Source organism: Methylobacterium sp. Leaf466, assembly GCF_001425565.1.
Classification (GTDB): Bacteria; Pseudomonadota; Alphaproteobacteria; order Rhizobiales; family Beijerinckiaceae; genus Methylobacterium.
Genome location: NZ_LMRC01000023.1, coordinates 269986 through 294167, shown reverse-complemented (window position 1 = coordinate 294167; position 24182 = coordinate 269986). Strand labels below are relative to the sequence as shown.

The window sequence follows — 24182 nt, the reverse complement described above, 5'->3', positions numbered from 1 at the left end:
CCTCAATCCACCGCGACCATGACGTCGGAGGCCTTGACCACGGCATAGGCGGGCTTGCCCACCGCCAGCTTCAGGCTCGCCACGGCGTCGTTGGTGATGGCGGCGGTGACGACCTGGCCGGGTGCGATCTCGATCTTGACGTGGGCGGTCGTGGCCCCGGTCTCCACCGACACCACGGTGCCCTTGATGACGTTGCGTGCGCTGATCTGCATGAGGGAGACCTCGATCCCGGGATTGATGTCGGCCCGATCTCATACACCTCCACCGGCCTTCGCGCGACCGCGTCGCGGCTCCCGACCGGGTCATGCCGGGTCGTCGCCGTCCTCCGTCTCCTCGCCGCTGACCCGCCGCGCGACACCCCAGCCGGCCAGCGCGGCATTGATGTCGTCGCGCACGAAGTGACGGGCGCTGTCGCGGTCGTAGCCCTCGTCGAGGAGGTCGTCGTAGTCGGTGCAGACGTGGCGGGCATAGGCGACGAGGCCGAGCCAGGCCGACGCCTCCGGACGGCCCCGGCGCAGGCCAGGGCTCGCCAGCACCCGGTCGAGCACCGCCCCCGCCTCGAACGCCGGCAGGCGCGGGGCGAGGCGGGCGAGGGCGGCGGCCACGGCCTCGCGCCGCGTCGGGCCGTCGGGTCGATGCATCGGCGGCGTCCTCCATCGGCCACGCTCGGTCGGCCTTGCGGGCCCGGGCGATCCGGCCCGGCCACAATCTTTCCATCTGTGTCGGCTAACGGCGGAGGATGCAAAGGGTCGCCCGCCGGCGGTTGTCCGCCGGCCGGGTGGTGGGTATCGCTGGGCGGATCCTTTCATCATCTCTGCCACACTGCGCCGGCTCCCGCCGCCGGCCGGTGGCGTGGGCCGGTGGCGCCCTCTCGCCACCGCCTTGCCTCCCCCCTTCCAGGACACCGCCATGGCCAAAGCCGCCGCCCTCCTCGCCCTGATCGTCCTGGTTACCGGCTCGGCCGCGTCCGGGGCGATGGCGCAGGATCCCGCCGCCCGGCCCGCGGGCGGGCAGCGCGCCGTCACCGCCACCGGCGTCACCAAGCCGCCGGGCGCCGCCGAGCGGACCGCCGCCAAGGGTGCCCCGTTCTCCAAGGCCGGGACCGAGGCCGCCATGCTCAAGGCCCAGCGCGAGGCCGCCGCCCGCGACAAGGCCTGGGACGCCAAGATGCGCACCACCATGGGCTCGATCTGCAAGGGCTGCTGACCCGGGCCGCCGTCCGGTCGGGTCCGCCCCCGTGATCCGCCTGGAGGCCGTCTCGAAGCGCTATCCCGGCGCCGAGCGCCCGGCCGTGGACGGCATCGACCTCACCGTGCCCGAGGGGACGACCTGCGCCCTGATCGGCCCGTCCGGCTGCGGCAAGTCGACCACCCTGCGCATGGTCAACCGGCTGGTCGAACCCGATGCCGGTCGCATCCGGGTGGCGGGGCGCGACGTGGCCGAGGTCGATCCGGTCGTCCTGCGCCGCTCCATCGGCTACGTGCTGCAAGGGGTCGGGCTGTTTCCCCATCGCAGCGTCGCGCAGAACGTCGCCACCGTGCCCGTCCTGCTGGGCTGGCCGCGCGCCCGCGTCGAGGCGCGGGTCGACGCCATGCTCGACCTCGTGGGCCTCGATCCCGGGCAGTACCGCCGGCGCCGGCCCGACGCCCTCTCCGGCGGCCAGCGCCAGCGGGTCGGCGTGGCGCGGGCACTGGCCGCCGACCCGCCGGTGCTCCTGATGGACGAGCCCTTCGGTGCGGTCGATCCGGCCGCCCGCGACCGCCTGCAGGGGGAGATCGGCGCCATCCTGCGTCGTTTGCGCAAGACCGTGATCCTGGTCACCCACGACCTCGACGAGGCCATGCGGCTCGCCGACCGGGTCGTGGTGATGCGCGAGGGCCGGATCGCCCAGGCCGATGCGCCCCTGACGCTGCTCGCGGCCCCCGCCGACGCGGGCGTCGCCGCCTTCCTCGGCGAGGACCGGGTGCTGCGCCGCCTCGCCCTCGTCACGGTGGCCGCCTGCGCGAGTCCCGGCGACGCCCCCGGCGCCCCGGCCATCGCGGGGGAGGCCTCGCTGAAGGAGGCCCTGGCGCTGCTGTTCGCCACCGGCGCATCCCGCCTCGCGGTCACCGGTCTGGACGCGCCGGCCCGGCTCGACATCGAAGCGATCCGGGCCGCGGCGCGGGTGCCGGGCCCGGGCGTTTAGGGACCCAGGAACCGCCCCACCAGCAGCCGTGCCAGGTCGCGGGGCGGCTCCGGGGTCAGCACCGCGAGCTTGCGCGAGGTCGAGAGCGAGGCCAGCCCGTGCAGGCCCGCCCACAGGGTCGCCACCGCCTGGCGCCGTTCCGTCGCATCGGGGATCATCGGGGCCAGCACCCGGTCGACGAGGTCGGTGGCCTGGGCCAGGGCCGCCGCATACCACTCCGGGAACGCCGAATCCGGGGCGAGGGTATGCTCGAACACGAGGCTCCACACCTGCGGGTCGGCGGCCACGAAGGCGAGGTAGGTGTCGGCCAGCGCGAGGGCGTTGGCGCGGGGCGTCGCTCCGGCGTCCACCGAGGCGACGAGGGCCGCGTGCAGGCGCGCCAGGGTGCGGGCGTTCACCCGCATCACCACCGTGTCGAGGTCGCCGACCGCGTTGTAGATCGAGTTCGGGGCGTAGCCGATCACGGCGGCCAGCCGCCGCATCCCGAGGCCGCGCAGGCCCTCGGTCCGTACCAGCCCCTCTGCCGCCTTGGTGACGAGGGCCGAGAATTCCTCGCGGCTGTGCTCGCCGCGCGGGCCGGTGCCGCGCCGCGCCGTCGTTCTGCTTCGGGTTGGCTCGGTCACCGCGCTCGTCCCTCCCGCCCGGCCGTGCGGCGCCGCACGGAGCCGGCGGCTTAGGGGCCCGGCGCCCCCGGATCAAGATTGCACGGCGTATAAAACGACGCCATAATTTGCACGTCGTTCAAATAGATCGCGGCCGGGCTCACCCGAAATGAGCCGCGCAGGCCCGAATTTGACGCTTCGTTATGTGGCGGGCAGTCATGCTCCCGCCGGAGGAGAATGCCATGTTCCGCTCGTTGATGACCGCGCGCCGTTTCGCGCCGCTGTTCTGGTGCCAGTTCTTCTCCGCCTTCAACGACAACTTCCTCAAGAACGCCCTGGCGTTCCTGATCCTGTTCAAGGTCAGCCAGGGCGGCGACGGCGCGTCCCCCGGCATGCTCGTCACCCTGGCCAGCGCCGTCTTCATCGGCCCGTTCTTCATCCTGTCGGGCCTCGGCGGCCAGCTCGCCGACCGCTACGACAAGGCGGTGGTCGCCAAGCGCCTGAAGTTCGCCGAGATCTTCGCCGCGGGCGCCGCGGTGCTCGGCTTCTACCTCCACTCGGTTCCGGTCCTGTTCGTGGCTCTCGGGCTGTTCGGCGCCATCGCCGCCCTGTTCGGACCCATCAAGTACGGCATCCTGCCCGATCACCTGAAGCGGGCCGAACTGCCGGCCGGCAACGCGCTCATCGAGGGCGCGACCTTCCTCGCGATCCTGCTGGGCACCATCGTCGCCGGGCTGGCCACCGCCATGGGCGGCGAGCCCGCCGCCTTCGGCGTGATGATCATGGCCTTCGCGATCCTGTGCTGGCTCTGCGCCCGCGGCATCCCGCGCACCGGCGAAGGCGCGCCCGATCTCGTGATCGACCCCAACATCGCCCGCTCGACCCGCGACCTCCTGCGCGATCTGTGGTCGGACACCCGGCTGTGGCGCGGCTCGCTCATCGTGAGCTGGTTCTGGCTGGTGGGCGCGGTGGTGCTCTCGCTCCTGCCCGTCATGGTCAAGAACAGCCTCCACGGCTCCGAGACGGTGGTGACGCTGCTGCTGGCCATGTTCTCGGTGGGCATCGCGCTGGGCTCGGGCCTCGCCTCCTGGCTGGCGAGCGGGCGCATCGTGCTGCTGCCGACCCCGATCGGCGCCGTGCTGATGGGCCTGTTCGGCCTCGACCTCGCCTGGACGCTGTCGCACCTCCCCCCGGGCAGCGGCGAACTCGTCGGCGCGCAGGCCTTCCTCGCCACGGGCACCGGCCTGCGCGTCACCATCGACCTCGTGGGCTTGGCCATCGCCGGCGGCCTCTACATCGTACCCTCCTTCGCCGCGGTCCAGGCCTGGACCGACAAGGACAAGCGCGCCCGCGTCATCGGCGCCGTCAACGTGCTCACCGCCGCCTTCATGGTGGGCGGCACCCTGGCGCTGGCCGCCCTGCAGGGCGCGGGCTGGTCGATGGCCGCCCTGTTCGCGCTGATCTCCGTGCTCAACCTCGTGGCCGGCGCGGTGATCCTGACGGTGATGCCCACCAGTGCGTTTCGCGATTTCCTCTCGATCCTGTTCCGCGCCTTCTACCGCCTCGAGGTGCGCGGCCTCGAGAACGTGGAGGCCGCCGGCCCCAACGCGATCATCGCCCTCAACCACGTCTCGTTCCTCGATGCGCCGCTGGCCCTGTCGCTCCTCGACCAGGAGCCGGTGTTCGCCATCGACCACGGCATCGCGCAGCGCTGGTGGGTGAAGCCGTTCCTGCGGATCACCAAGGCGATGCCGCTCGATCCGACCAAGCCCATGGGCACGCGCACCCTCATCAACGCCGTCAAGAACGGCGAGACGCTGATCATCTTCCCCGAGGGCCGGCTCACGGTGACGGGGAGCCTGATGAAGGTCTACGACGGGGCCGGGCTCATCGCCGACAAGTCCGGCGCCATGGTGGTGCCGGTGCGCATCGAGGGACCGGAGAAGACCATCTTCTCCCGCCTGTCGCGGGACCAGGTGCGCGGGCGCTGGTGGCCCAAGATCGTCGTCACCGTGATGCCGCCGGTGCGCCTCGAGGTCGATCCCGCCCTCAAGGGCAAGAACCGCCGGCAGGCGGCGGGGGCCGCCCTCTACGGCATCATGTCGAACCTCGTGTTCGACACCACGCCGATCGACCGCGGCCTGATGGAAGCGCTGATCGCGGCGGGCGAGGACTACGGCTGGGGCCGCACCGCGGTGGAGGACCCGATCACCGGCAAGCTCTCCTACTCCCGCCTCGTGATGGGGGCCACGGTGCTGGGCCGCAAACTGATGCCGCTGGCGCCGGAGGGCCGTCCCATCGGCCTGATGCTGCCCAACGCCAACGGCGCGGCGGTGACCTTCTTCGCCCTGGCCTCGGCGGGCCGGGTGCCGGCGATGATCAACTTCTCGGCCGGGCCCGCCAACATCCTGTCCGCCTGCAAGGCGGCGCAGGTCACCACCATCCTGACCTCGCGCGGCTTCATCGAGAAGGCCCGCCTCGGGGGGCTGGTCGAGGCGATCCAGGGTGCGGTGAAGCTCGTCTACCTCGAAGACGTGCGCGCCACGATCTCCACCACGGACAAGCTGCGTGGCCTGCTCGCCAATGGGATCCTGGCCAAGCGAAAGCCCCTGGTGGCGCGAAAGGGCGACGACCCGGCCGCGATCCTGTTCACCTCGGGCTCGGAGGGCACGCCCAAGGGCGTGGTGCTGGCCAACCGCAACATGCTCGCCAACACCGCCCAGGCCGCCGCGCGCATCGATTTCGGCCGCACCGACAAGGTCTTCAACGTGCTCCCCGTCTTCCACGCCTTCGGGCTGACGGTGGGGCTGGTGCTGCCGCTGGTCTCGGGCGTGCCGGTCTACCTCTACCCCTCGCCGCTGCACTACCGGATCGTGCCCGAGCTCATCTACGGCTCGAACAGCACCATCCTTTTCGGCACCGACACCTTCCTCACCGGCTACGCCCGGGCGGCGCATGCCTACGACCTGCGCTCCCTGCGCTACATCCTGGCCGGCGCCGAGCCGGTGAAGGAATCGACCCGGCGCACCTATGCGGAAAAATTCGGCCTGCGGATCCTCGAAGGCTACGGCGTCACCGAGACCGGCCCGGTGCTGGCGCTCAACACGCCGATGTTCAACAAGTTCGGCAGCGTCGGGCGGATCATGCCGGGCATGGAATCCAGGCTCGAGACGGTGCCGGGGATCGAGGAGGGCGGGCGCCTGTTCGTGCGCGGCCCCAACGTCATGCTCGGCTACCTGCGCGCCGAGAAGCCGGGCGTGCTGGAGCCGCCGGCCGACGGGTGGCACGACACCGGCGACATCGTCACCATCGACGCGGCCGGCTTCGTCACCATCAAGGGCCGGGCCAAGCGTTTCGCCAAGATCGCCGGCGAGATGGTGTCGCTCGCCGCCATCGAGTCGCTCGCCGCCGAACTCTGGCCCCAGGCCCCGAGCGCGGTGGCCGCGGTGCCCGACGCGCGCAAGGGCGAGCGGCTGATCCTGTTCACCGAGGCGAGGGGCGCGACGCGGGCCGACTACCAGGTCTTCGCCAAGGGCAAGGGCGCCACCGAGATCGCGATTCCCGCCGAGGTGGTGGTCGTCGACAAGGTGCCGATGCTCGGCACCGGCAAGGTCGACCAGGTGACCGTCACCCGGCTCGCCCGCGAGCGCGCCGAGGGTCAGGCCACCGCGGCGGCGTGAGGGGGTAAGAGGGGGCCGAGGCGGTCCCCCTCTCGCGGTCAGTGGAAGAACGGCAGGGCGTGCGGCGCGTAGAGACCGAAGCCCAGGAGCGCGAGGCCCATCACCCCGAGGCCGCCGCCGAGGAAGCCGAGCGCCGCGATACCGGTGATGACCTGGGCCGAAGCCAGCACGATCCCGATCTGGAACGCGGCCGAGCCGATCTCGTACTGGTGGTAGCGGTGCAGGGCGAGGTCGCGGCGCGCTTCCGAGGCGCGTGCCTTCTCCTGCAGTTCCTTGCGGCCGTCGCCGGAGGCGGGGTCCGACTCCCAGCGCGCCAGGGTCTTGGCCCATTCCGCCCGCTTCGCCTTGACCGCCTCCGCCTCGGCGCCCCCGGGCGCGGTGAGCACCAGGGTCTCGTCGGCGCTGCGCAGGATGGTGCCGCGGATGGTCCGCGCCTGGAAGAAGGACCACTGGTTGGCGGCCTCGACGTTGGCGCTGAGCGCCTCGGTCTGCGCGCCCTTGGCCAGCGTCTCCGCCAGCGCCAGGAACAGCGCCAGCACCGAAATCAGCAACGCGATCTTCTTGTTCGCGCCGTCTACGGCCCCGTGACCCGACATGGTTCCTCCCGTGATTCGTTCGCGGCGGAGAGACAACCGATCGGAGGCCCGAGCGCAACCGTTTCTCGTCTACGTCGTGCGTGACGGCGAGCCGGCTCGCGCTCAACCGGGCACGGTCTCGCGGGCACGGTCGCGCGGGTTACGGTCCCGCAGGCCCGCCGCGGCGCCCGGCGGGGATGGGGCCGTAGGAGCGGGCGGGTTCGCGCAGGGGCTGGCCGATCCAGAGCAGGATCACGCCCAGCACCAGGCCGATCAGTGCCGCGGGGGCGACGCCGAGCGGCAGCAGGATCGCCTGCCACAGCCAGGGCGCGATGCCCTCGATCGCGGTCTTGAGGTTGGCCAGCGGCGTGGCCAGGGTGGTCAGAGGCAGTTCGCCGAGGGTCGTGACGCGCAACCCGTTGTTGGCCACCGAACGGGCGCCGTCATAGACGAGGCAGACGAAGCCCGCGGCCAGGATGACGAGGCCGAGGGCGCGGAGGAGAAAGCGGAGCATGGCGGCTGAAGACCCTGCCGGTTCGGCCGTGACGGGATGAGGAGCGCAGCATCGGGCTGCGGTTGCGGGGTGCGCGCAAGCCATGCCACAGGGGCGGCATGCGGGACAGTGGACCACCAGCGACACCGACGACAGGCGACCGCCATGCTCCTGACGGCCAAGCTCCCGACAGTCATGCCCCCCTCGCCCTGATCGTCTTCGACTGCGACGGCGTGCTCATCGACAGCGAGCCGATCAGTCTCGCCTGCCTCACGGCCGGTCTCAACCGCATCGGTGTCGCCATCGACGTGGACACCGTGCGGGCGCGGTTCGCCGGCATGTCGATGGCCTCGATCATGGCCGCGGTCACCCAGGATACCGGCATTGCCGCGCCGGAGGGGTTCCTCCCCCGGCTCAAGGCCGACACCCTGGCGGCGTTCGACGCGCGGCTGACGCCGATGCCCGGAATCGCGGGTGCGGTCTCCTCGCTGTCCCTGCCGTTCTGCGTCGCATCGAGCAGCGATCCGGTGCGGCTGCGCCATTCCCTCGGCCTCACCGGCCTGCTGCCCCTGTTCGAGGGACGGATCTTTTCCTCGACCATGGTGGCGCGGGGCAAGCCGGCCCCCGACCTGTTCCTGCACGCCGCCGCGACCATGGGCGTGGCCCCGGCCGCCTGCCTGGTGATCGAGGACAGCGTGCCGGGCGTGATCGCGGCACGGGCGGCGGGTATGCGGGTGACCGGCTTCACGGGCGGCGGCCACTGGAGCCACGACCGCTCCGGCGCCGACCTCGCGGCGGCCGGCGCCGTCCCGATCTACCGCGACCACCGCGACCTGGACGGGATCGTGGCGCGGGCCGGCTCCCTCAGCACGGCATCAGTCGCCTGATCTGGTGCAGGATGTCCTCGCCCGTGCACGGACGGGCGATGAAATGGGCGCCGTCCGGCATCCGCTCGGGGTCCGGTGCGGCCCGCCCCGAGACGATCACGATCGGCAGGTGCGGCCGCGCCTCCGAGACGGCGGTGGCGAGATCGAACCCGTTGACCTTGCCCGACAATTCGACGTCGGTGACGAGGCCGCGAATGTCTGGCCTCGCCTGCAGGATGCCGAGCGCCCGCTCGGCGGAGGCGCATTGCACCGTGTCGTAGCCGCCATCCTCCAGGACGTCGGCGAGATCCATGATCGTCAGCGCCTCGTCCTCCACCAGGAGGATCACCGGGCGGTCGCCGGCCGGGCCTGTCGTCTGTTCCACCACGATAGCCGTCCTCTTTGCGAAGGGTATCGGCGCCGGCGGCGTGCGAGGGCGCACCGCGCGGCGTGTCAGTGACCCAACGACCGAGGCCGGTCAGGGTTGCAGCCCTCCCTCGCCGACGACGTCCCGCACCACGCGCGTCACCGCCGCCACGAGACGGTCGAGGTCGGCCATGGGAATGGCGAGCGAGGGGGTCAGGTACACGATGTCGCCGAACGGCCGGACCCAGACGCCCTGCGCGACGAAGCGGGCCTTGAGGTCGGCCAGATCCGGAGGAGCCGCGAGCTGCACCACGCCGATGGCGCCCAGCACGCGCACGTCGACGACGCCGGGCAGGCCGGACAGGGGCGCCAGCCCCTCGGCGAGGCGCAGGGCGATGGCACCGGCCTGTTCGAGGCGCGGCTGCGTCTCGAACAGGTCGAGGCTGGCGTTGGCCGCCGCACATGCCAGCGGGTTGGCCATGAAGGTCGGGCCGTGCATCAGCGCGTGGGCGGGATCGTCGGACAGGAACGCCTCGAACACCTCCGTGCGCGCCACGGTGGCGGCCAGCGCCATGGTGCCCCCGGTGAGCGCCTTCGACAGGCACAGGATGTCGGGCACCACGCCCGCCTGCTCGCAGGCGAACAGGGTGCCGGTGCGGCCGAACCCGGTGAAGATCTCGTCGCAGATGAGGGGCAGCCCGTGGCGCCGGGCGAGGCGGGCGATGGTCGCCAGCACCTCCGGGGCGTGCATCCGCATGCCGCCGGCCCCCTGCACCAGGGGTTCGACGATCACCCCGGCCAGGGTCTCGCGGTTGGCTGCCAGCGTCCGGTCGAGGGCCTCCACTTCGGCCTCCGACCGCGGCAGGTCGCAGAAGACCTGGGCCGGCACCGCGTCGCCGAAGGCGCGGTGCATGCCGTCGACGGGGTCGCACACCGACATCGCCCCCATGGTGTCGCCATGGTAGCCGCCCCGGAAGGCGAGGAAGCGCGTCCGCCCGGCCACCCCGCGGTTGGTCCACATCTGGACGGCCATCTTGAGGGCAACCTCGACGGCGACGGACCCCGAATCGGTGAAGAAGACGTGGTCGAGGTCGCCCGGCAGCAGGGCGGCGAGGCGCGCGGCCAAGCGCTCGGCCGGGGCATGGCTGAGCCCGCCGAACATCACGTGCGGCATGGCTGCGAGCTGGTCGGCCACGGCGGCGCGGATGTGGGGATGGTTGTAGCCGTGGACCGCCGTCCACCACGAGGCGATGCCGTCCACGAGTTCGCGCCCATCGGCGAGAACGATCCGCGACCCGTGGGTGCGCACCGCCTCGAGCGGCGCCGCCGCGGTCTGCATCTGCGTGTACGGCCGCCACAGGGCGGTGGAGGGACGGGCCATGGCGGCCGGAATGGGCGCCCGCCCCAGGCACGTCAAGGGACCGCAGCCGTGTGGGCTGCGGTCCCGGGGAGGATGGTCGACGGAGGCCGAAGCCCCCGCGTCAACGAAGCTGGGTCAGCTCGGTGGCGACCACGCCGCTCGCGCGGATCTGATCGGGCAGGGCGCTGAAGTGGGTGTAGCCGGCCTCGCGGGCCATCGCGTCGAGGGCCGAATCGGCGTCACTCGCCTGGCCGGTCCAGAGCACGGCACCGCTGGTGGTCTGCTTGATCTGGTAGATGGTCATGTCCGCTCCGCCTTCACCCGGTGGATATCTGGACGGTCAACGCCGGACGCGGCCCCCGGTTGCAGTCCGTGACGATGCCGCGGTCCGGGCCGCCATGCGACGACGGCGCAACGGTCCGGAAACCTCGGGGCCTTGAAAACGCCGGCCTTGCCGGGCACCGCTGGGTGCTCGGGGGGCAGCGGCGCGACGCGTCCGTCCCCGCGTCAACACGTCCGCCGGGCCCCGACAACCGATGCACGCCACCCGCCTCGTCCTCGCCCTCGCCGCGTCGGTCCTCGGATCGGCGGGCCTCGCTGCGGCCGAGCCCTCCACGGTGCCGGACGCCGCGGCCCTGGCGCCCGCCGTGACGGTGGCGCCCGCCGCCCGGCGCGAACTGGTGGAGGAGGCCGTGGTCACCGGCACCTTGGTGGCCCGCGACGAGATCCTGGTGGCGCCGGAGGTCGAGGGCTTCCGCATCACCGAACTGCTGGTCGAGGAGGGCGCGCGCGTCGAGAAGGGCCAGGTGCTGGCCCGGCTCTCGCGCGAGATGGTCGAGACGCAGGAGGCGGCCAACCGCGCCGCCATCGCCAAGGCCGAGGCCTCCATCGTCCAGGCCCGCAGCCAGATCGTGCAGTCGCAGGCCGCGCAGACCGAGGCCAACCTGTCCCTGGAGCGTGCGCGGTCGCTCGTGAAGACCGGCAACGCCACCGCCGTCACCCTGGAGCAGCGCGTCTCGGCCGCCGAATCCGGCGAGGGGCGCCTCGCCTCCGCCCGCGGCGGCCTGCAACTGGCGGAAGCCGAGCTCGCCTCCGCCAGGGCCCAGGCCAGCGAGATCGCCCTCAGGCGGGCCCGCACCGAAATCCGCGCCCCCGAAGCCGGCATCGTCAACCGCCGCACCGCCCGGGTCGGTGCCACCGCCACCGCCGTGGGCGAGCCGCTGTTCCGCCTGATCGCCCGGGGCGAGATCGAGCTCGAAGGCGAGGTGCCCGAGACCGCGATGCCCCGGCTCGAGGTCGGCGACCCCGCCCGCCTCGACCTCGACGAGGGCCGCACCCTCGGCGGCCGGGTCCGCCGCATCGACCCCGAGATCGACCGCGCCACCCGGCTCGGCAAGGTCCGCATCAGCCTCGATCCCGATCCGGGCCTGCGCATCGGCGCCTTCGCCCGCGGCCGGGTCGAGGTCAGCCGGCGCGAGGGCGTGACGGTGCCGCTCTCGGCGGTGCTCTACCGGGCCGACGGCGGCGCCGGCGTGCTGGTGGCCGTGGACGGCCGCGTCGAGGCGCGCAAGATCGTCCCCGGCCTCTCGGCCAAGGGCCTGCTCGAAGTGCGCTCGGGCGTGGAGGCCGACGAGGCGGTGGTGGTGCGCGCCAGCAGCTTCCTGCGCGACGGCGACCGCATCCGGATGGTCCGGGCGGCGGTGGCCGCCGACGCGGCGGCCAAGCCTTCTGCCGACACGGCGGCCAAGCCTTCTGCCGACACGGTGGCCAAGTGAGCGGGATCTGACGCCATGCGCCTCAACGTCTCCGCCTGGGCGATCCGCAAGCCCATCCCCTCGATCGTCCTGTTCCTGGTCCTGGTGGTGCTCGGCATCGTCAGCTTCCGCAGCCTGCCGATCACGCGCTTTCCCAACATCGACATCCCGATCGTCTCGATCCTGGTGACGCAGGCCGGTGCCGCCCCCTCCGAGCTGCAGACCCAGGTCACCAAGGTGGTGGAGGACGCGGTCGCCGGCGTGAGGGGCGTCAAGCACATCACCTCGGCCATCGCCGAGGGCACCTCGACCACCACCATCGAGTTCCGGCTGGAGACCAACACCGACCGGGCGGTGAACGACGTCAAGGACGCCATCGCCAAGGTCCGGGTCACCCTGCCGCGCACCATCGACGAGCCCATCGTCAGCCGCGTCGACATCGCCGGCCTGCCGATCATGGTCTACGGCGCCTCGGCGCCGGCGATGACGCCCGAGGACCTGTCCTGGCTCATCGACGACGTCGTCGCCCGCCAGATCCAGGGCGTGAAGGGGGTGGGCGGCGTCGAGCGCCTCGGCGGCGTCGCCCGCGAGATCCGTGTCATCCTCAAGCCCGACCGGCTGCTGGCGCTGGGCATCACCGCGGCCGACGTCAACCGGCAGGTCCGCCTCACCTCCGCCGACATGGCCGGCGGGCGCGGCGAGGTCGGCGGCCTCGAGCAGTCGATCCGCACCCTCGGCGGGGCCGCGAGCCTGGCGACCCTGGCCGAGACCTCCATCGTGGTGCCGGGCAACCGCAAGGTCCGGCTCGACGAACTCGCCACCCTGGTCGACGGCTCGGAGGAGCCGCGCACCTTCGCCCGCTTCAACGGCGAGCCGGTGGTGGCCTTCGCGATCTCGCGCGCCACCGGCGCCAGCGACGCGCAGGTGGCCGAATCGGTGGCCCGGAAGATCGCGGAGCTGGCCGAGAAGAACCCGGGCGTGCGCTTCGACCTCATCGACACGGTGGTGACCAACACGGTCGGCAACTACCACTCGGCGATGCTGAGCCTCATCGAGGGGGCGCTGCTCGCCGTCGTCGTGGTGTTCGTGTTCCTGCGCGACTGGCGCGCCACGCTCATCGCCTCGATCGCGCTGCCGCTCTCGGTGCTGCCGACCTTCTGGGTCATGAGCACGCTCGGCTTCTCGCTCAACGCCGTCAGCCTGCTGGCCATCACCCTCGTCACCGGCATCCTCGTCGACGACGCCATCGTCGAGATCGAGAACATCGTGCGCCACATGCGCATGGGCAAATCGGCCTACCGCGCCTCGCTGGAGGCCGCCGACGAGATCGGGCTGGCCGTCATCGCCATCACGGCGACGATCATCGCGATCTTCGCCCCCGTCTCCTTCATGAGCGGCATCGCCGGGCAGTACTTCAAGCAGTTCGGCCTCACCATCGCGGCCGCGGTGTTCATGTCGCTGCTGGTGGCGCGCCTGATCACGCCGCTGCTGGCCGCCTATTTCCTGCGCGACCACGGGCCGGAGGACACCCGCGAGGGCTTCGTGATGCGCGGCTACACCCGCATCGTCGCGTGGTCGGTGCGCCACAAGTTCGTCACGCTGGTGGTGGGGCTCGGCTGCTTTGCCGTCTCGATCTGGTCGACCACCCTCTTGCCGGCCGGCTTCCTGCCGGCGGAGGACGCGGCGCGCACCATCTTCGTGGTGGAGCTTCCCCCCGGCGCGCGCCTGGCCGACACCACCCGCGTCACCGACGGGCTCGTCGAGCGCATCCGCGGCCTGCCGGAGGTGCGCAGCGTGTTCGTGGACGGCGGCCGCCAGCTGCCCGGCAAGAAGGAGGTGCGGCTCGCCACCTTCACCATCAACCTGACCCCGAAGAACACCCGCGCCCGCACCCAGAAGCAGATGGACGTGGTGATCGGCGCCCTCCTGAGGGAGACGCCCGACATCCGGTTCTGGGCGCTGCGCGAGAGCGGCCAGCGCGACCTCACCCTGGTGGTGGCCGGCCCCGACCGGCTGGTGGTGGCCGACACCGCCGCCCAGCTGCAGCGCGAGGCGGCGGGGGTGCCCCACCTCGTCAACGTGATGTCCACAGCCCCCCTCGACCGCACCGAGGTCCGCATCCGGCCCAAGGCCGGCGTCGCGGCGGATCTGGGCGTCTCCACCGACCTCATCGCCGAGACGGTCAGGGTCGGCACCATCGGCGACATCGGCGCGAATCTGGCCAAGTTCAACGCCGGCGACCGCCAGGTGCCGATCCGGGTGCAGCTGCCCGAACGGCTGCGCGGCGACCTTTCCGAGATCGCGACCATGAAGGTGCCGGTCAAGGCCGGCGCGGCGGTGCCTCTGGCGAGCGTCGCCGACATCAGCCTCGGCCAGGGGCCCACCGCCATCGACCGCTACGACCGCGCCATCCGCGTGGCGCTGGAGGCGGACATGCAGGGCTCGGACGCGCTCGGCTCCCTCATCGAGGCGGTGATGGCGCTGCCCACCGCCAAGAACCTGCCGCCGGGCGTCACCCTGCGCCAGACCGGCGACGCCGAGGTGATGGGCGAGGTGTTCGAAGGCTTCGCCCTGGCCATGGGCGCCGGCCTGATGATGGTGTTCGGGGTGCTGGTGCTGCTGTTCGGCAACTTCCTGCAGCCGCTCACCATCCTGTTCTCGCTGCCGCTCTCCATCGGCGGCGCCATCCTCGGCCTCCTGATCTTCAGCAAGCCGATCTCGATGCCCGTGGTCATCGGCATCCTGATGCTGATGGGCGTGGTGACCAAGAACGCGATCATGCTGGTGGATTTCGCCATCGAGGAGATGGCGGCCGGGGTCGACCGCGCCACCGCCATCATCGACGCCGGCCGCAAGCGCGCCCGGCCCATCGTGATGACCACCATCGCCATGGCCGCCGGCATGGTGCCCTCGGCGATGGCATTGGGCATCGGCGGCGAGTTCCGCGCCCCGATGGCCATCGCGGTGATCGGCGGCCTCATCGTCTCGACGGGCCTGTCGCTGATCTTCGTGCCGGCGATCTTCGTACTGGTGGACGACCTCTCCCGCCTGATCGTGCGCCTGTTCTCGCGCTTCATCGGGACCAAGGACGAACCCGAGGCCGGCGAGCCCTTCGCCCTCCCGGGCCCGCCCGCCAACGACGGCCGCATCTCGCCGCGGGTGGCGGCGGAGTAGGGGGCCCCCCTTTTTCCCCGCGAACCGGTGTCGATTGCCTCCGTCGGCTCCGTCCCTGCCGCCGTTGCCCGCAACCTCGTCCCGTGCTGGAGGGCGGTCATGCTGCGTCTCGCCCGGCTCCGTCGCCTCTCACTGCTCAGCGGTGGCCTGCTGATCGCGCTCTATCTCGGGCTCCTCGTCGGCATCGTGTGGCCTTGGGGCACCGGCGAGGTCATCCTGCCGTCCTGGGTGCATCACGTTCCGGACGTGGGCCTCGTCCTGCTGCTGCTGTCCCAGGTCGTCGCGGCAGCCGGCGTTCGGGGATGGCGCCGGCTCAGCCCGCTGGCGGACCTCGCGGTCGCGGTTCCGGTCATCGTGCTGGTCGGCGGCTTCCTGCAAGTGGCCACGGTGCGTTTTGAAATCGACCGCGTCGTTCTTCCGGATGGACGGGTGGTCATGATGACCCTGGAACCGGGAATGACGGACACGATCTTCGGTTTGTGGGAGACGCCGCGCGGCTGGCGCTGGCAACCGTTCCAGAATGCTGTCAGCGACATCACCTATTCGGAGGACCACTCCTTCACCCACGATCCCCGCCTCGTCGTCACTGCGGACGGGCGGCACCTGTTGATCCGCCGGGGCGGCATCTGGACGGATTGCTGGACGACGGAGACCTCGCCGGCAAAGTGCCTGCCGCGGGACAACGGCGTCCCGGATACGAGGGACGAATGGCTCGGTCGTTCCGAGCGGATCGCCAAGGTCGTCGGGGCGGGTTTGTCGTCGCCCTGAAAGGGGGAACGCCTCGACCGGCTGCGTGACTAGGCGGTGGCGGGTGCCCGACCCAGTGCTTCTGTCGCCAGACGACGCACGGCCTCCGCGTACCGTGTCAGCAGGCGCGAAACGGGCGAGCGCCACAGGCCGAACCCGTCGTCGCAGAGCGGATCGTTGACCACGGGACTGCCGTCGCATCCGACGAGGACGTTCCCGACGTTCGGGTCGAGGCCACGGGGCGACGCCGCCCGCAGGGTGGCGACAAAGGCTTCGTATCCGGGCCATGCGTCCCGGAAGGTTTCCCGAATCCCATCGAAGCTCGCGTGATCGATCCGGGGTTCGTGCGCGGGCCATTCCACCTTGAAGCGCTCGCGCACACCTTCGTCCATCGCGACGCCGGGGTGGTCCGCGATGACGGCGTGGGCGTAGGCCAGCCACCAGACCTGCGCCGGCGGATTGGTCAGGCGCGAGCCGACGGTCATCAAGGCGCCGCAGCGGCTGACGTGCAGATCGTGCACGCGCGGAGCGTGCGGCCCGTCGGACCCCGCAAAGCCCCTGCGAAGGAGGGCGGCGTAGTCGCCGAACCCATCGGCCTTGCGGGCGAAGCGCACGACCACGTCCGGATGGTCCGGATGCGCGTGGACGGTGCCGTGGTACCCGAACCCGATCTCGGCCCAGCCGGTGGCGACGAGGGCGCCATGGCCCCTGGCGGCCGACCGTTCGACGATGCCGAGGGCGGCAAGCGAAGGGCGCGACGGATCGATCCGATCTCTGAGTCCGAACATCGCAACCACTCCTTCCTGCCGGTCGACGATCCGACGCGACGCGCCCGCACGAGCCGCACGGGGGCGGCGCATGGAGGTGCCGGACGGGCGGGTCCGGCGCGGGTCGAAAAGCGACCCTGTCGATGTCGGGAGCGGCACGACGAATTCGTCATTCCACTGTCATGGAATGACCCGTAGCCGGGAAAAGTTCAATGGCTGCGAAACCGTAAAGCGGCGGATGATCCGCATGAGCCGATTCGACGCATCATCCCATTTCGGGTTGATCACGTCGTGATGCGGACATGGGCTTCGCTCGAGCGCCGCGCGGGCTCGGTGATACGGTCCACGCTTGATGCAAGCGGGAAACCGCATCAGCCGTCGCGGCGCGGCCTTTCGCTCAGGATGCGACGGGCCAGGACATCATCCGCATCGGACAGCCCGAACTCCGCATCGGGCCGGACGTGCCGGCCCGCATGGAGGGGCCCGACCTCGACGTCGTCGAGGACGAGATAATGCGTAATGCGGTTCCGGGTCACGTGGTCGGCGATTTCGTCGCCGCGCCCGGCCCGCTCGGCCGGGAGCATGTCGCCGGTCCGGGCGTCCCGGCTCGCCGGCAGGATGGCCGTCCGCCAGTCGGGGTGAAAGCAGTCCGCCGGCAGGCCGGCTTCGACCAGCGTCGGGCGGCAATCGGCCACGCGCCACGTCGACGAAACGACCACCCTGGCGTCGAACTCCCGCACCAGGGCGGCGACGAGGGCGACCTGGGCCGGATCGAGGTTGTCCTTGCCGGCCTGCCGTTGATAGCCGGCCGTCGTCACCACGCCGTCCACGTCGAGGTAGACCGTGGCGGATTCCGTCCCGCTCCGTTCGCTCAAGGAACCCATCCCGTCCCGCGAAGCGACCCTGCATCCGCCGGCGCACGGCTAGCGCGCAACCCCGCTGCCGTCCAGCGTCGATTGCCGTCCCGCCCCGGCCGCTGCCGCGATGGCGGGCGCCCGCGCGAACCTGCCCGAGGCCGGGGGCCGCCGTCCGCACCCGCGCCCCTACTCCTCGATCATCTCCCGGATCTTGTCGCGCAGGGCGTCGATGGTGAAGGGTTTGGTCACCACCTGCATGCCGGGGTCGAGGTGGCCGTTGCCGACCACGGCGTTGTCGGCGTAGCCGGTGATGAACAGCACCTTCAGCCCCGGGCGCAGGGCGCGGGCGGCGTCGGCGACCTGGCGCCCGTTGAGGCCGCCGGGCAGGCCGACGTCGGTGATCAGGAGGTCGATGCGGGCCTCGCCCTGGAGCAGGCGCAGGCCGGCGGGGCCGTCGGCCGCCTCCATCACCGCGTAGCCGCCGTCCATCAGCACGTCGACCACCAGCATGCGCACGGTGGGGTCGTCGTCCACCACCAGCACCACCTCGCCGTGGCCGACGAGGCCGTCGGTCCCCGATCCGGGGCTGCTCGGGGTGTCCTCGCCCTCGCCGAGGTGGCGCGGCAGGTAGAGGCACATCGTCGTCCCGTCGCCCACCTCCGAATAGATCCGGACCTGCCCGCCCGACTGGCGGACGAAACCGTAGATCATCGAGAGGCCGAGCCCGGTGCCCTGGCCCAGGGGCTTGGTCGTGAAGAACGGGTCGAAGGCCCGCTCGATCACGTCGCGGGTCATGCCGGTGCCGGTGTCGGTGACGCACAGCGAGACGTATTGCCCGGGGGGCAGCTCGCGCTCGGCCGCGGCGCGGTCGTCGAGCCACTTGTTGGCGGTCTCCACCGTCAGTCGCCCGCCGCCGGGCATGGCGTCGCGGGCGTTGATGCACAGGTTGAGCAGCGCGTTCTCGAACTGGTTGGGATCGACCATCACGAGCCAGAGGCCGCCCGCGCCCACCACCTCCAGGGTGACCTGGGGCCCGACCGTGCGGCGGACGAGGTCCTCCATGTCCGCCACCAGGCGGTTGAGGTTGATCACCTTCGGGTCGAGGGTCTGCCGGCGCGAGAAGGCGAGCAGGCGCTGGGTCAGGGCCGCGGCCCGCTTGGCCGCCCCCTGCGCGGCGTCGATGTAGCGGGGAATCGCGTCGAGCCGGCCCTGGCCGAGGCGCTTTTCCACCAGTTCGAGGCTGCCGGTGATGCCCGCGAGCAGGTTGTTGAAGTCGTGGGCGAGGCCACCGGTGAGCTGGCCCACCGCCTCCATCTTCTGCGCCTGGCGCAGGGCCTCCTGGGTCAGGCGCAGGGTCTGGGCCTGCTCCTTCTCGGCGGTGACGTGGCGGCCGTAGGCGTAGACGACATCGCCCTCGGTGGAGGTGTGCCAGGAGATCCAGCGCGGGGTGCCGTCCTTGTGGCGGTAACGGTTCTCGAAGCTGGTGAGGTCGCTGCGGCCCACGGCGGTCACCAGCCCGTCGAGGGTGAGGGCGGCGTCCTCGGGCCAGATGAACTGGAGGAAGCTATGCCCCACCACCTCCTCGGCCGCGTGGCCGAGGATCGCGGTCCAGGCCGGGTTGACCGCGCGGAAGACCCCGTCCGCCCCGATGACGACCAGGAGGTCGCGGGAGTTGCGCCAGACCCTGTCGCGCTCGGCCGTGCGCTCGGCGACCTGGCTCTCCAGGGAGGCGGCCAGGGCGCGTAGCTCGCGCTCGGCGCGGCGGCGCTCGATGGCGGTGCGGGTCCGCGCGGCGACCTCGCGCATGAAATCGAGCTCGTCCGCGCTCCAGTCGCGGGCGTTCTCGTGGTTGACGTAGAGCAGCGCCACGAAGCCGCCGCCCTCGGTCACCGGCATGTTGATGAAGGACCGGGCGCTGATCCCGGCCAGCGCGTCGGCGCGGTCGCGGGTGCGAGGGTCGCCGAAGGCGTCGGCACAGACCACGGTCTCGCCGCGCTTGAGGTCGTCGATGTACGAGCCGTAGTCGCGAAAGTGCAGCGTCCCCGCGATCGTCACGATCCCGGGCGCATTCCAGTCGCGCTCGATCGTGATGGTCTCGTCGACCCGGTCGATGGTGCCGTAACCGGCCCGGCTCACCGACAGCCAGCGCCCCAGGACCGCGCCGGCGGCGTAGGAGATCGCCGCCGTGTCGTCGAGGTCGCCCAGGCTGTCGCTCAGCTCGTAGAGGGCGAGGCGGAAGTCGGGCGCACGGGGAGGGGCGGTCAACGTGGGTTCGGCCTTTCGGAGCGGTGGCCTGTCCCGACGGGCGCCGGCCTCCCGGCTCCGTGTGCGGTGGCCCGCCCCCGGGGTCGACGGGTGTCGGGCCTCCCGGTTGCGAGGGCGGGCCTCAGCCCTCGGAGCCGCCCGAGAGGCGGCTGGCGCCGTAGGAAAGCAGGCCGCCGATGACGAAGAGGACCACGAAGGTCTTCACGCTGGCGTAGAACAGGGTCGGCTCGATGCCCGCGTCGGTGTAGAGCACGAGGCCGATGGCGGCGATCGGCAGCGACAGCAGGATGAAGATGGGGACCAGCGGGTTCATGGGCGAATTCGTGGGCGAGTTCGTGGGCGGGGTCATGGGAATGCGCGCTCGCGTCTGACGGGCCCGCCGATGGTCGCGGACCCTCCTGTCGGCCGCTTGTAGCACCCCCCGGCCCGGCTGGGGACACCCCGGCGCGAAGTTTTCGCGGCGCCGGAGCCGCAGCCGCTCCGGGCGACGGATGTTCGCGGCGGTCGGCTCGAACGCCGCCGTCCTCGGCCGAGGACCGGAGCCACCGGCAACGCGTCACGCCGGCAGCCGTACCGTGGCGCGCAGCCCCCCGAGCGGGCCGTCGTGGAGGGTGACGTCGCCTCCGTGCGCCCTGGCGATGTCGCGGGCGATGGAGAGGCCGAGGCCCGAGCCGCCGGCGTCCTGCCGGGCGTCGTCGAGGCGCACGAACGGCTTGAACACCTCCTCGCGCTGCTCGGCCGGAATGCCCGGCCCGTCGTCGTCGATGGAGACGAGCACGTTGCGCAGGTCGCGCCGCGCCACGATGGCGACGGTGTCGCCGTAGCGCGCGGCGTTGGCCGCGAGGTTGAACAGGCAGCGCCGGATCGCGTCCGGCCGCAGGGTCACGCTCATCGGCCCGTCGATGTCCACCGCCTCGACGTGGGCGCCGAGGCGCTCGATGTCCGAGCGCAGGTCCTCGAGCAGGGCGCGTAGGTCGGTGGGCACGGCGAGCTCGCCGGAATCGCCGCGCGCGAAGGCGAGGTAGGCCTCGAGCATGCGGCTCATCTCGTCGACGTCGCGGCTCAGGTCCTCCACGTCGGCGTTCTGCTCGACGAGGGCCAGCGAGAGCTTGAAGCGGGTGATGATGGTGCGCAGGTCGTGGCTCACCCCGTTGAGCATGGTCGTGCGCTGGTCCATCGCCCGCTCGATGCGCCGCTTCATCTCGATGAAGGCATGGCCGGCGGCGCGGACCTCGCGGGCGCCGCGGGGCCGGAACTCGATCTCGCGGCCCTTGCCGAAGCTCTCGGCCACGGCGGCCAGCCGCAGGATCGGCTTGATCTGGTTGCGCAGGAACAGGATCGCGACCCCGAGCAGGACCATCGACGAACCGGTCATCCACAGCAGGAAGATGTGCGAGTTCGAGGCGTAGGCCATGCTGCGCCGGGCGGTGACGCGCATGACCCCGTCGGCGATCGCCACCCGGATCTCGATGAGGCTCGACCGGCCCACCGTGTCGATCCAGTAGGGCCGCTTGATCTGGCGGTTGATCTCCTCCGACAGGGCCTCGTCGAGGATCGAGAAGAACGGGCGCGGCCCCGGCGCCGGCAGCTTGGCGCCCTTCAGGATGTCGAGGTCGAGGTTGAGCCGGGTGGCGGCGATGCGCGAGAGGGTCTCGGTGTCCTTGTCCTGGGGGTAGCTCTCGTAGATGTCGATGAGGGCGGCCACGTCCGCGGTCACGGCGGCCGAGAGCCGGCGGGTCACGAGCTGCCAGTGCCGCTCCATGAAGGTGTAGGCGATCACCGACTGGAGCAGCACCACGGGCGCGATGATGATGATGAGCGAGCGGGCGTAGAGCCCCTTGGGCAAGGCGTCGCCGATCGCCCGCGAGGTCAGCCGCCACACGCGGGCCGGCCGCGGCAGCGCCGCCCAGGCCCGGCTCGCGCCCTGCCCAAGGCCCCTCAGGCCCCCGGCCATCGCCCCCGCGCCCCTAGTCGACGGCGAGGCGGTAGCCGACGCCGCGCACCGTCTGGAGGAACACGGGATTGGCCGGATCGACCTCGGTCTTGCGGCGCAGGCGGTTGATCTGCACGTCGATGCTGCGCTCGGCCGCCAGCCCGCCGCCGCCGGCCAGGGCCTCGCGCTCGACGTTGGCGCCGGCCGCCAGCGCCAGCACGGTGAGGATCTCGCGCTCGCGCTCGGTGATGCGTACGGCCTCGTCGGCCCGGCGCAGCTCGCCCCGGTCGATGCGGTAGGAGAACGGCCCGAAGGTGACGGCCTCGGCGCCCTCGCGCACCGGGGCGGCCTTGGCGCCGCGGCGCAGGATGTTGTTGAGCCGCAGGATCAGCTCGCGCGGCTCGAAGGGCTTGGGCAGGTAGTCGTCGGCGCCGATCTCCAGTCCCATCACCCGGTCGTTGGGGTTGGAGCGGGCGGTGAGCATCAGGATCGGCACCTGCGAGGTCTCGCGGACCTGGCGGGCGTAGTCGAATCCGGTCTCGCCGGGCATCATCACGTCGAGGACGAGGGCGTCGAAGACGAGGCTCTGCGACTTGGCGCGGGCGTCCGCCACGGTCTCGGCGGCGGTGACCCGGAAACCCTGCTCGAACAGGAAGCGGGTGAGCAGTTCGCGCACGCGGCGGTCGTCGTCGACCACCAGGATGTGGGCGGCGTGATCGGGCAGGTCGGCGCGGGCCTTGAGGCCGGGGTGACCCATCAGGCGAAGGCTCCCACGCGCCGGGCCATGAGCCGGCGCACGGCGGCGCGTTCCTCGGGGTCGATCATCGCCAGCAGGAACCCCTCGGCGGCGCCGTGGGCCGCGCTCCCCCGCGACCGGTCGGTCCCGGCCCCCGCCACGGGGTCGGACAGGGCGCGGGCCAGCCGCCGCGCCTGGACCCGGGTGAGGTCCCCGGCCAGCGCCGTCCCGGCGGGGGTGCAGTACAGCAGCCGCTGGCGCCTGTCGTGGGCGCCGGTCTTCTGCGTGATGTAGTCCTGTCCGATCAAGTCCTTCAGCACCCGGTTGAGGCTCTGCTTGGTGATGCGCAGGATATCAAGGAGTTCGGCGATGGTGAGACCCGGATAGCGGTCGACGAAATGCAGGACCCGGTGGTGGGCGCGGCCGAAGCCATACTGCGCCAGGATGCGGTCCGGGTCACCGACGAAATCGCGATAGGCGAAGAACAGGAGTTCGATCAGGTCGTCGCTGCCGCCGGGCGCGGTCCGGCCCGCCGGCCCCGGGTCCTCCGCCGGGCTCGCGGCATCGGCGGTCTCTGGCGTCGCGTGCCGTTCCACGTTCGGGGCACCCTCCAGGCATTCGGACATCCGATGTCGGATGTGCGGGTTCAGACAGGCGAGGCCGGCCTCGGCGATTTATGTCAGTCTTGTTGACATATCTCAGCCCCATTGCTACCCGTCAACCCGTCCGGCCCCGGGCCGTCACGAGCCTGCGGCGTGAGTTCGGCCTTCGGCTGTTGACGTCTCCGGCGTGCCGGCCCTTCACCGTGCGGGGCCTGCCGGATCGCCCGTCGTGGACGGCGCCGTGGCCCCTGCATCCGCCGATCTCCCGGATGGCCCGGCGCATCGATCGCGCTCGCCGCGCCGAACTCTCCCTGCCGAGGAACCCGTCGCCATGTCCATGATCCCGTTCGACCAGCGTGAGGGCACCATCTGGTTCGACGGCGTGCTGGTGCCGTGGCGGGAGGCCAAGATCCACGTGCTCAGCCACGGGCTGCACTACGGCTCGTCGGTGTTCGAGGGCGAGCGGGCCTACGGCGGCGCGATCTTCAAGAGCGAGGCGCATGCCGCCCGCCTGATCCGTTCGGCCGAACTCCTCGACTTCAAGATCCCCCACACCGTCGCCGAGATCGTGGCGGCCAAGGAGCTGGTGCTGCGCACCAGCGGCCTGTCGGACGCCTACCTGCGCCCCGTCGCCTGGCGCGGCTCGGAGATGATGGGGGTGGCGGCCCAGGCCAACACCATCCACCTCGCCATCGCCGCCTGGGAATGGCCGAGCTACTTCGATCCGCAGACCAAGATGAAGGGCATCCGCCTGGATCTCGCCGACTACCGCCGGCCCGACCCGCGCACCGCCCCTTCCGCCTCCAAGGCGGCGGGCCTCTACATGATCTGCACGATCTCCAAGCACCGGGCCGAGAACAAGGGCTACGCCGACGCGCTGATGCTCGACTGGGAGGACAACGTCGCCGAATGCACTGGCGCCAACGTGTTCTTCGTGGCCGACGGGGTGATCCACACGCCGCTCGCCGACCGGTTCCTCAACGGCATCACCCGGCAGACGGTGATCGAACTCGCCCGCCGCCGCGGCGTCGAGGTGGTGGAGCGGCGCATCCGTCCCGAGGAGATGGCGGGCTTCTCCGAATGCTTCATCACCGGCTCGGCCGCCGAGGTGACGCCGGTGGCCGAGATCGGCCCCTACCGGTTCACGCCCGCGACCCTGACCAAGACCCTGATGGACGATTACACCGCCGAGGTTCAGCCCAAGGCCGAGGCGGCCTGAG

At 71.6% G+C, this 24182-nt stretch carries 23 protein-coding genes; 8 read left to right on the top strand and 15 right to left on the bottom strand.

What is annotated here, in order from left to right; genetic code table 11:
- Window positions 1–2 precede the first annotated feature (2 nt).
- Window positions 3–212, bottom strand: a complete 210-nt coding sequence (locus ASG59_RS10930) for a TOBE domain-containing protein (protein ID WP_055879968.1) — start codon at window positions 210–212, stop codon at window positions 3–5.
- A 90-nt stretch (window positions 213–302) separates the two neighbouring features.
- Window positions 303–641: a DUF2293 domain-containing protein gene (locus ASG59_RS10925; protein ID WP_055879966.1), complete on the bottom strand. Its 339-nt coding sequence runs from the start codon at window positions 639–641 to the stop codon at window positions 303–305.
- Between the two features lie 268 nt (window positions 642–909).
- Between ASG59_RS10925 and ASG59_RS10920 the strand changes: the two genes are divergently transcribed.
- Both ASG59_RS10920 and ASG59_RS10915 read left to right on the top strand, forming a co-directional pair.
- Window positions 910–1206, top strand: a complete 297-nt coding sequence (locus ASG59_RS10920; protein ID WP_082528728.1) for a hypothetical protein — start codon at window positions 910–912, stop codon at window positions 1204–1206.
- A 31-nt stretch (window positions 1207–1237) separates the two neighbouring features.
- On the top strand, window positions 1238–2185 hold the full coding sequence (locus ASG59_RS10915; RefSeq protein WP_055879960.1) for an ABC transporter ATP-binding protein: 948 nt from the start codon (window positions 1238–1240) through the stop codon (window positions 2183–2185).
- Here the strand turns inward: ASG59_RS10915 and ASG59_RS10910 are convergent.
- Window positions 2182–2667, bottom strand: coding sequence for a TetR-like C-terminal domain-containing protein (locus ASG59_RS10910; RefSeq protein WP_244472255.1), 486 nt, complete (start codon window positions 2665–2667; stop codon window positions 2182–2184). The two genes, ASG59_RS10915 and ASG59_RS10910, sit on opposite strands and share 4 nt — an antisense overlap.
- A gap of 362 nt (window positions 2668–3029) precedes the next feature.
- Here ASG59_RS10910 and ASG59_RS10905 point away from each other — a divergent pair, with 362 nt between their 5' ends.
- Complete coding sequence (locus tag ASG59_RS10905) at window positions 3030–6467, top strand: acyl-[ACP]--phospholipid O-acyltransferase (RefSeq protein WP_056408913.1); 3438 nt, start codon at window positions 3030–3032, stop codon at window positions 6465–6467.
- Window positions 6468–6505: 38 nt separating this feature from the next.
- Here ASG59_RS10905 and ASG59_RS10900 read toward each other — a convergent pair whose 3' ends face one another.
- Together ASG59_RS10900 and ASG59_RS10895 are read right to left on the bottom strand one after the other, a co-directional pair.
- The gene (locus ASG59_RS10900; RefSeq protein WP_056280821.1) at window positions 6506–7063 is read right to left on the bottom strand and encodes a DUF4337 domain-containing protein; all 558 of its coding nucleotides are present in this window, start codon (window positions 7061–7063) and stop codon (window positions 6506–6508) included.
- A gap of 139 nt (window positions 7064–7202) precedes the next feature.
- Window positions 7203–7556 (bottom strand): hypothetical protein, encoded by a 354-nt coding sequence (locus ASG59_RS10895; RefSeq protein ID WP_056280819.1) that lies wholly within the window; start codon window positions 7554–7556, stop codon window positions 7203–7205.
- Window positions 7557–7747: 191 nt separating this feature from the next.
- Between ASG59_RS10895 and ASG59_RS10890 the strand changes: the two genes are divergently transcribed.
- Window positions 7748–8422: an HAD family hydrolase gene (locus ASG59_RS10890; protein WP_056408910.1), complete on the top strand. Its 675-nt coding sequence runs from the start codon at window positions 7748–7750 to the stop codon at window positions 8420–8422.
- Here ASG59_RS10890 and ASG59_RS10885 read toward each other — a convergent pair.
- The 3 genes from ASG59_RS10885 to ASG59_RS10875 all read right to left on the bottom strand — a co-directional run bounded on the left by ASG59_RS10885 (window position 8400) and on the right by ASG59_RS10875 (window position 10431).
- A complete protein-coding gene (locus tag ASG59_RS10885; protein ID WP_156387516.1) occupies window positions 8400–8789 on the bottom strand; it encodes a response regulator in 390 nt (129 codons plus the stop codon). The genes ASG59_RS10890 and ASG59_RS10885 overlap by 23 nt on opposite strands.
- A 90-nt stretch (window positions 8790–8879) precedes the next feature.
- Window positions 8880–10148: an adenosylmethionine--8-amino-7-oxononanoate transaminase gene (locus ASG59_RS10880; protein ID WP_056408827.1), complete on the bottom strand. Its 1269-nt coding sequence runs from the start codon at window positions 10146–10148 to the stop codon at window positions 8880–8882.
- Between the two features lie 100 nt (window positions 10149–10248).
- Window positions 10249–10431: a hypothetical protein gene (locus ASG59_RS10875; RefSeq protein WP_055879936.1), complete on the bottom strand. Its 183-nt coding sequence runs from the start codon at window positions 10429–10431 to the stop codon at window positions 10249–10251.
- Window positions 10432–10663: 232 nt separating this feature from the next.
- Between ASG59_RS10875 and ASG59_RS10870 the strand changes: the two genes are divergently transcribed.
- From ASG59_RS10870 to ASG59_RS10860, 3 genes are all read left to right on the top strand, one after another.
- A complete protein-coding gene (locus ASG59_RS10870) occupies window positions 10664–11902 on the top strand; it encodes an efflux RND transporter periplasmic adaptor subunit (RefSeq protein WP_056408825.1) in 1239 nt (412 codons plus the stop codon).
- A 15-nt stretch (window positions 11903–11917) separates the two neighbouring features.
- The gene (locus ASG59_RS10865) at window positions 11918–15055 is read left to right on the top strand and encodes an efflux RND transporter permease subunit (RefSeq protein WP_056408823.1); all 3138 of its coding nucleotides are present in this window, start codon (window positions 11918–11920) and stop codon (window positions 15053–15055) included.
- A gap of 99 nt (window positions 15056–15154) precedes the next feature.
- Entirely contained in the window at window positions 15155–15823 is a 669-nt protein-coding gene (locus ASG59_RS10860) for a hypothetical protein (protein ID WP_056408821.1), read from the top strand.
- A 29-nt stretch (window positions 15824–15852) separates the two neighbouring features.
- On the opposite strand, the gene ASG59_RS10855 is transcribed toward ASG59_RS10860, so the two are convergent.
- From ASG59_RS10855 to ASG59_RS10825, 7 genes are all read right to left on the bottom strand, one after another.
- Window positions 15853–16662, bottom strand: a complete 810-nt coding sequence (locus ASG59_RS10855) for a hypothetical protein (protein WP_156399209.1) — start codon at window positions 16660–16662, stop codon at window positions 15853–15855.
- A 278-nt stretch (window positions 16663–16940) separates the two neighbouring features.
- Window positions 16941–17444 carry an HAD domain-containing protein gene (locus ASG59_RS10850; protein ID WP_156399208.1) on the bottom strand — a complete coding sequence of 168 codons (504 nt, stop codon included), beginning with the start codon at window positions 17442–17444 and terminating at the stop codon, window positions 16941–16943.
- 168 nt (window positions 17445–17612) lie between these two features.
- Window positions 17613–19691 carry an ATP-binding protein gene (locus ASG59_RS10845; protein WP_055879920.1) on the bottom strand — a complete coding sequence of 693 codons (2079 nt, stop codon included), beginning with the start codon at window positions 19689–19691 and terminating at the stop codon, window positions 17613–17615.
- Between the two features lie 121 nt (window positions 19692–19812).
- Window positions 19813–20004, bottom strand: a complete 192-nt coding sequence (locus tag ASG59_RS10840) for a hypothetical protein (RefSeq protein ID WP_055879917.1) — start codon at window positions 20002–20004, stop codon at window positions 19813–19815.
- A gap of 243 nt (window positions 20005–20247) precedes the next feature.
- Window positions 20248–21645: an ATP-binding protein gene (locus ASG59_RS10835; protein WP_056280809.1), complete on the bottom strand. Its 1398-nt coding sequence runs from the start codon at window positions 21643–21645 to the stop codon at window positions 20248–20250.
- Window positions 21646–21658: 13 nt separating this feature from the next.
- Window positions 21659–22381, bottom strand: coding sequence for a response regulator (locus ASG59_RS10830; RefSeq protein WP_056280807.1), 723 nt, complete (start codon window positions 22379–22381; stop codon window positions 21659–21661).
- Window positions 22381–22986 carry a MarR family transcriptional regulator gene (locus ASG59_RS10825; RefSeq protein WP_082528726.1) on the bottom strand — a complete coding sequence of 202 codons (606 nt, stop codon included), beginning with the start codon at window positions 22984–22986 and terminating at the stop codon, window positions 22381–22383. The genes ASG59_RS10830 and ASG59_RS10825 overlap by 1 nt, the downstream gene beginning before the upstream one ends.
- A gap of 307 nt (window positions 22987–23293) precedes the next feature.
- On the opposite strand from ASG59_RS10825, the gene ASG59_RS10820 reads away from it, so the two are divergent.
- Entirely contained in the window at window positions 23294–24181 is an 888-nt protein-coding gene (locus ASG59_RS10820; RefSeq protein ID WP_056408815.1) for a branched-chain amino acid aminotransferase, read from the top strand.
- Window position 24182 lies beyond the last annotated feature (1 nt).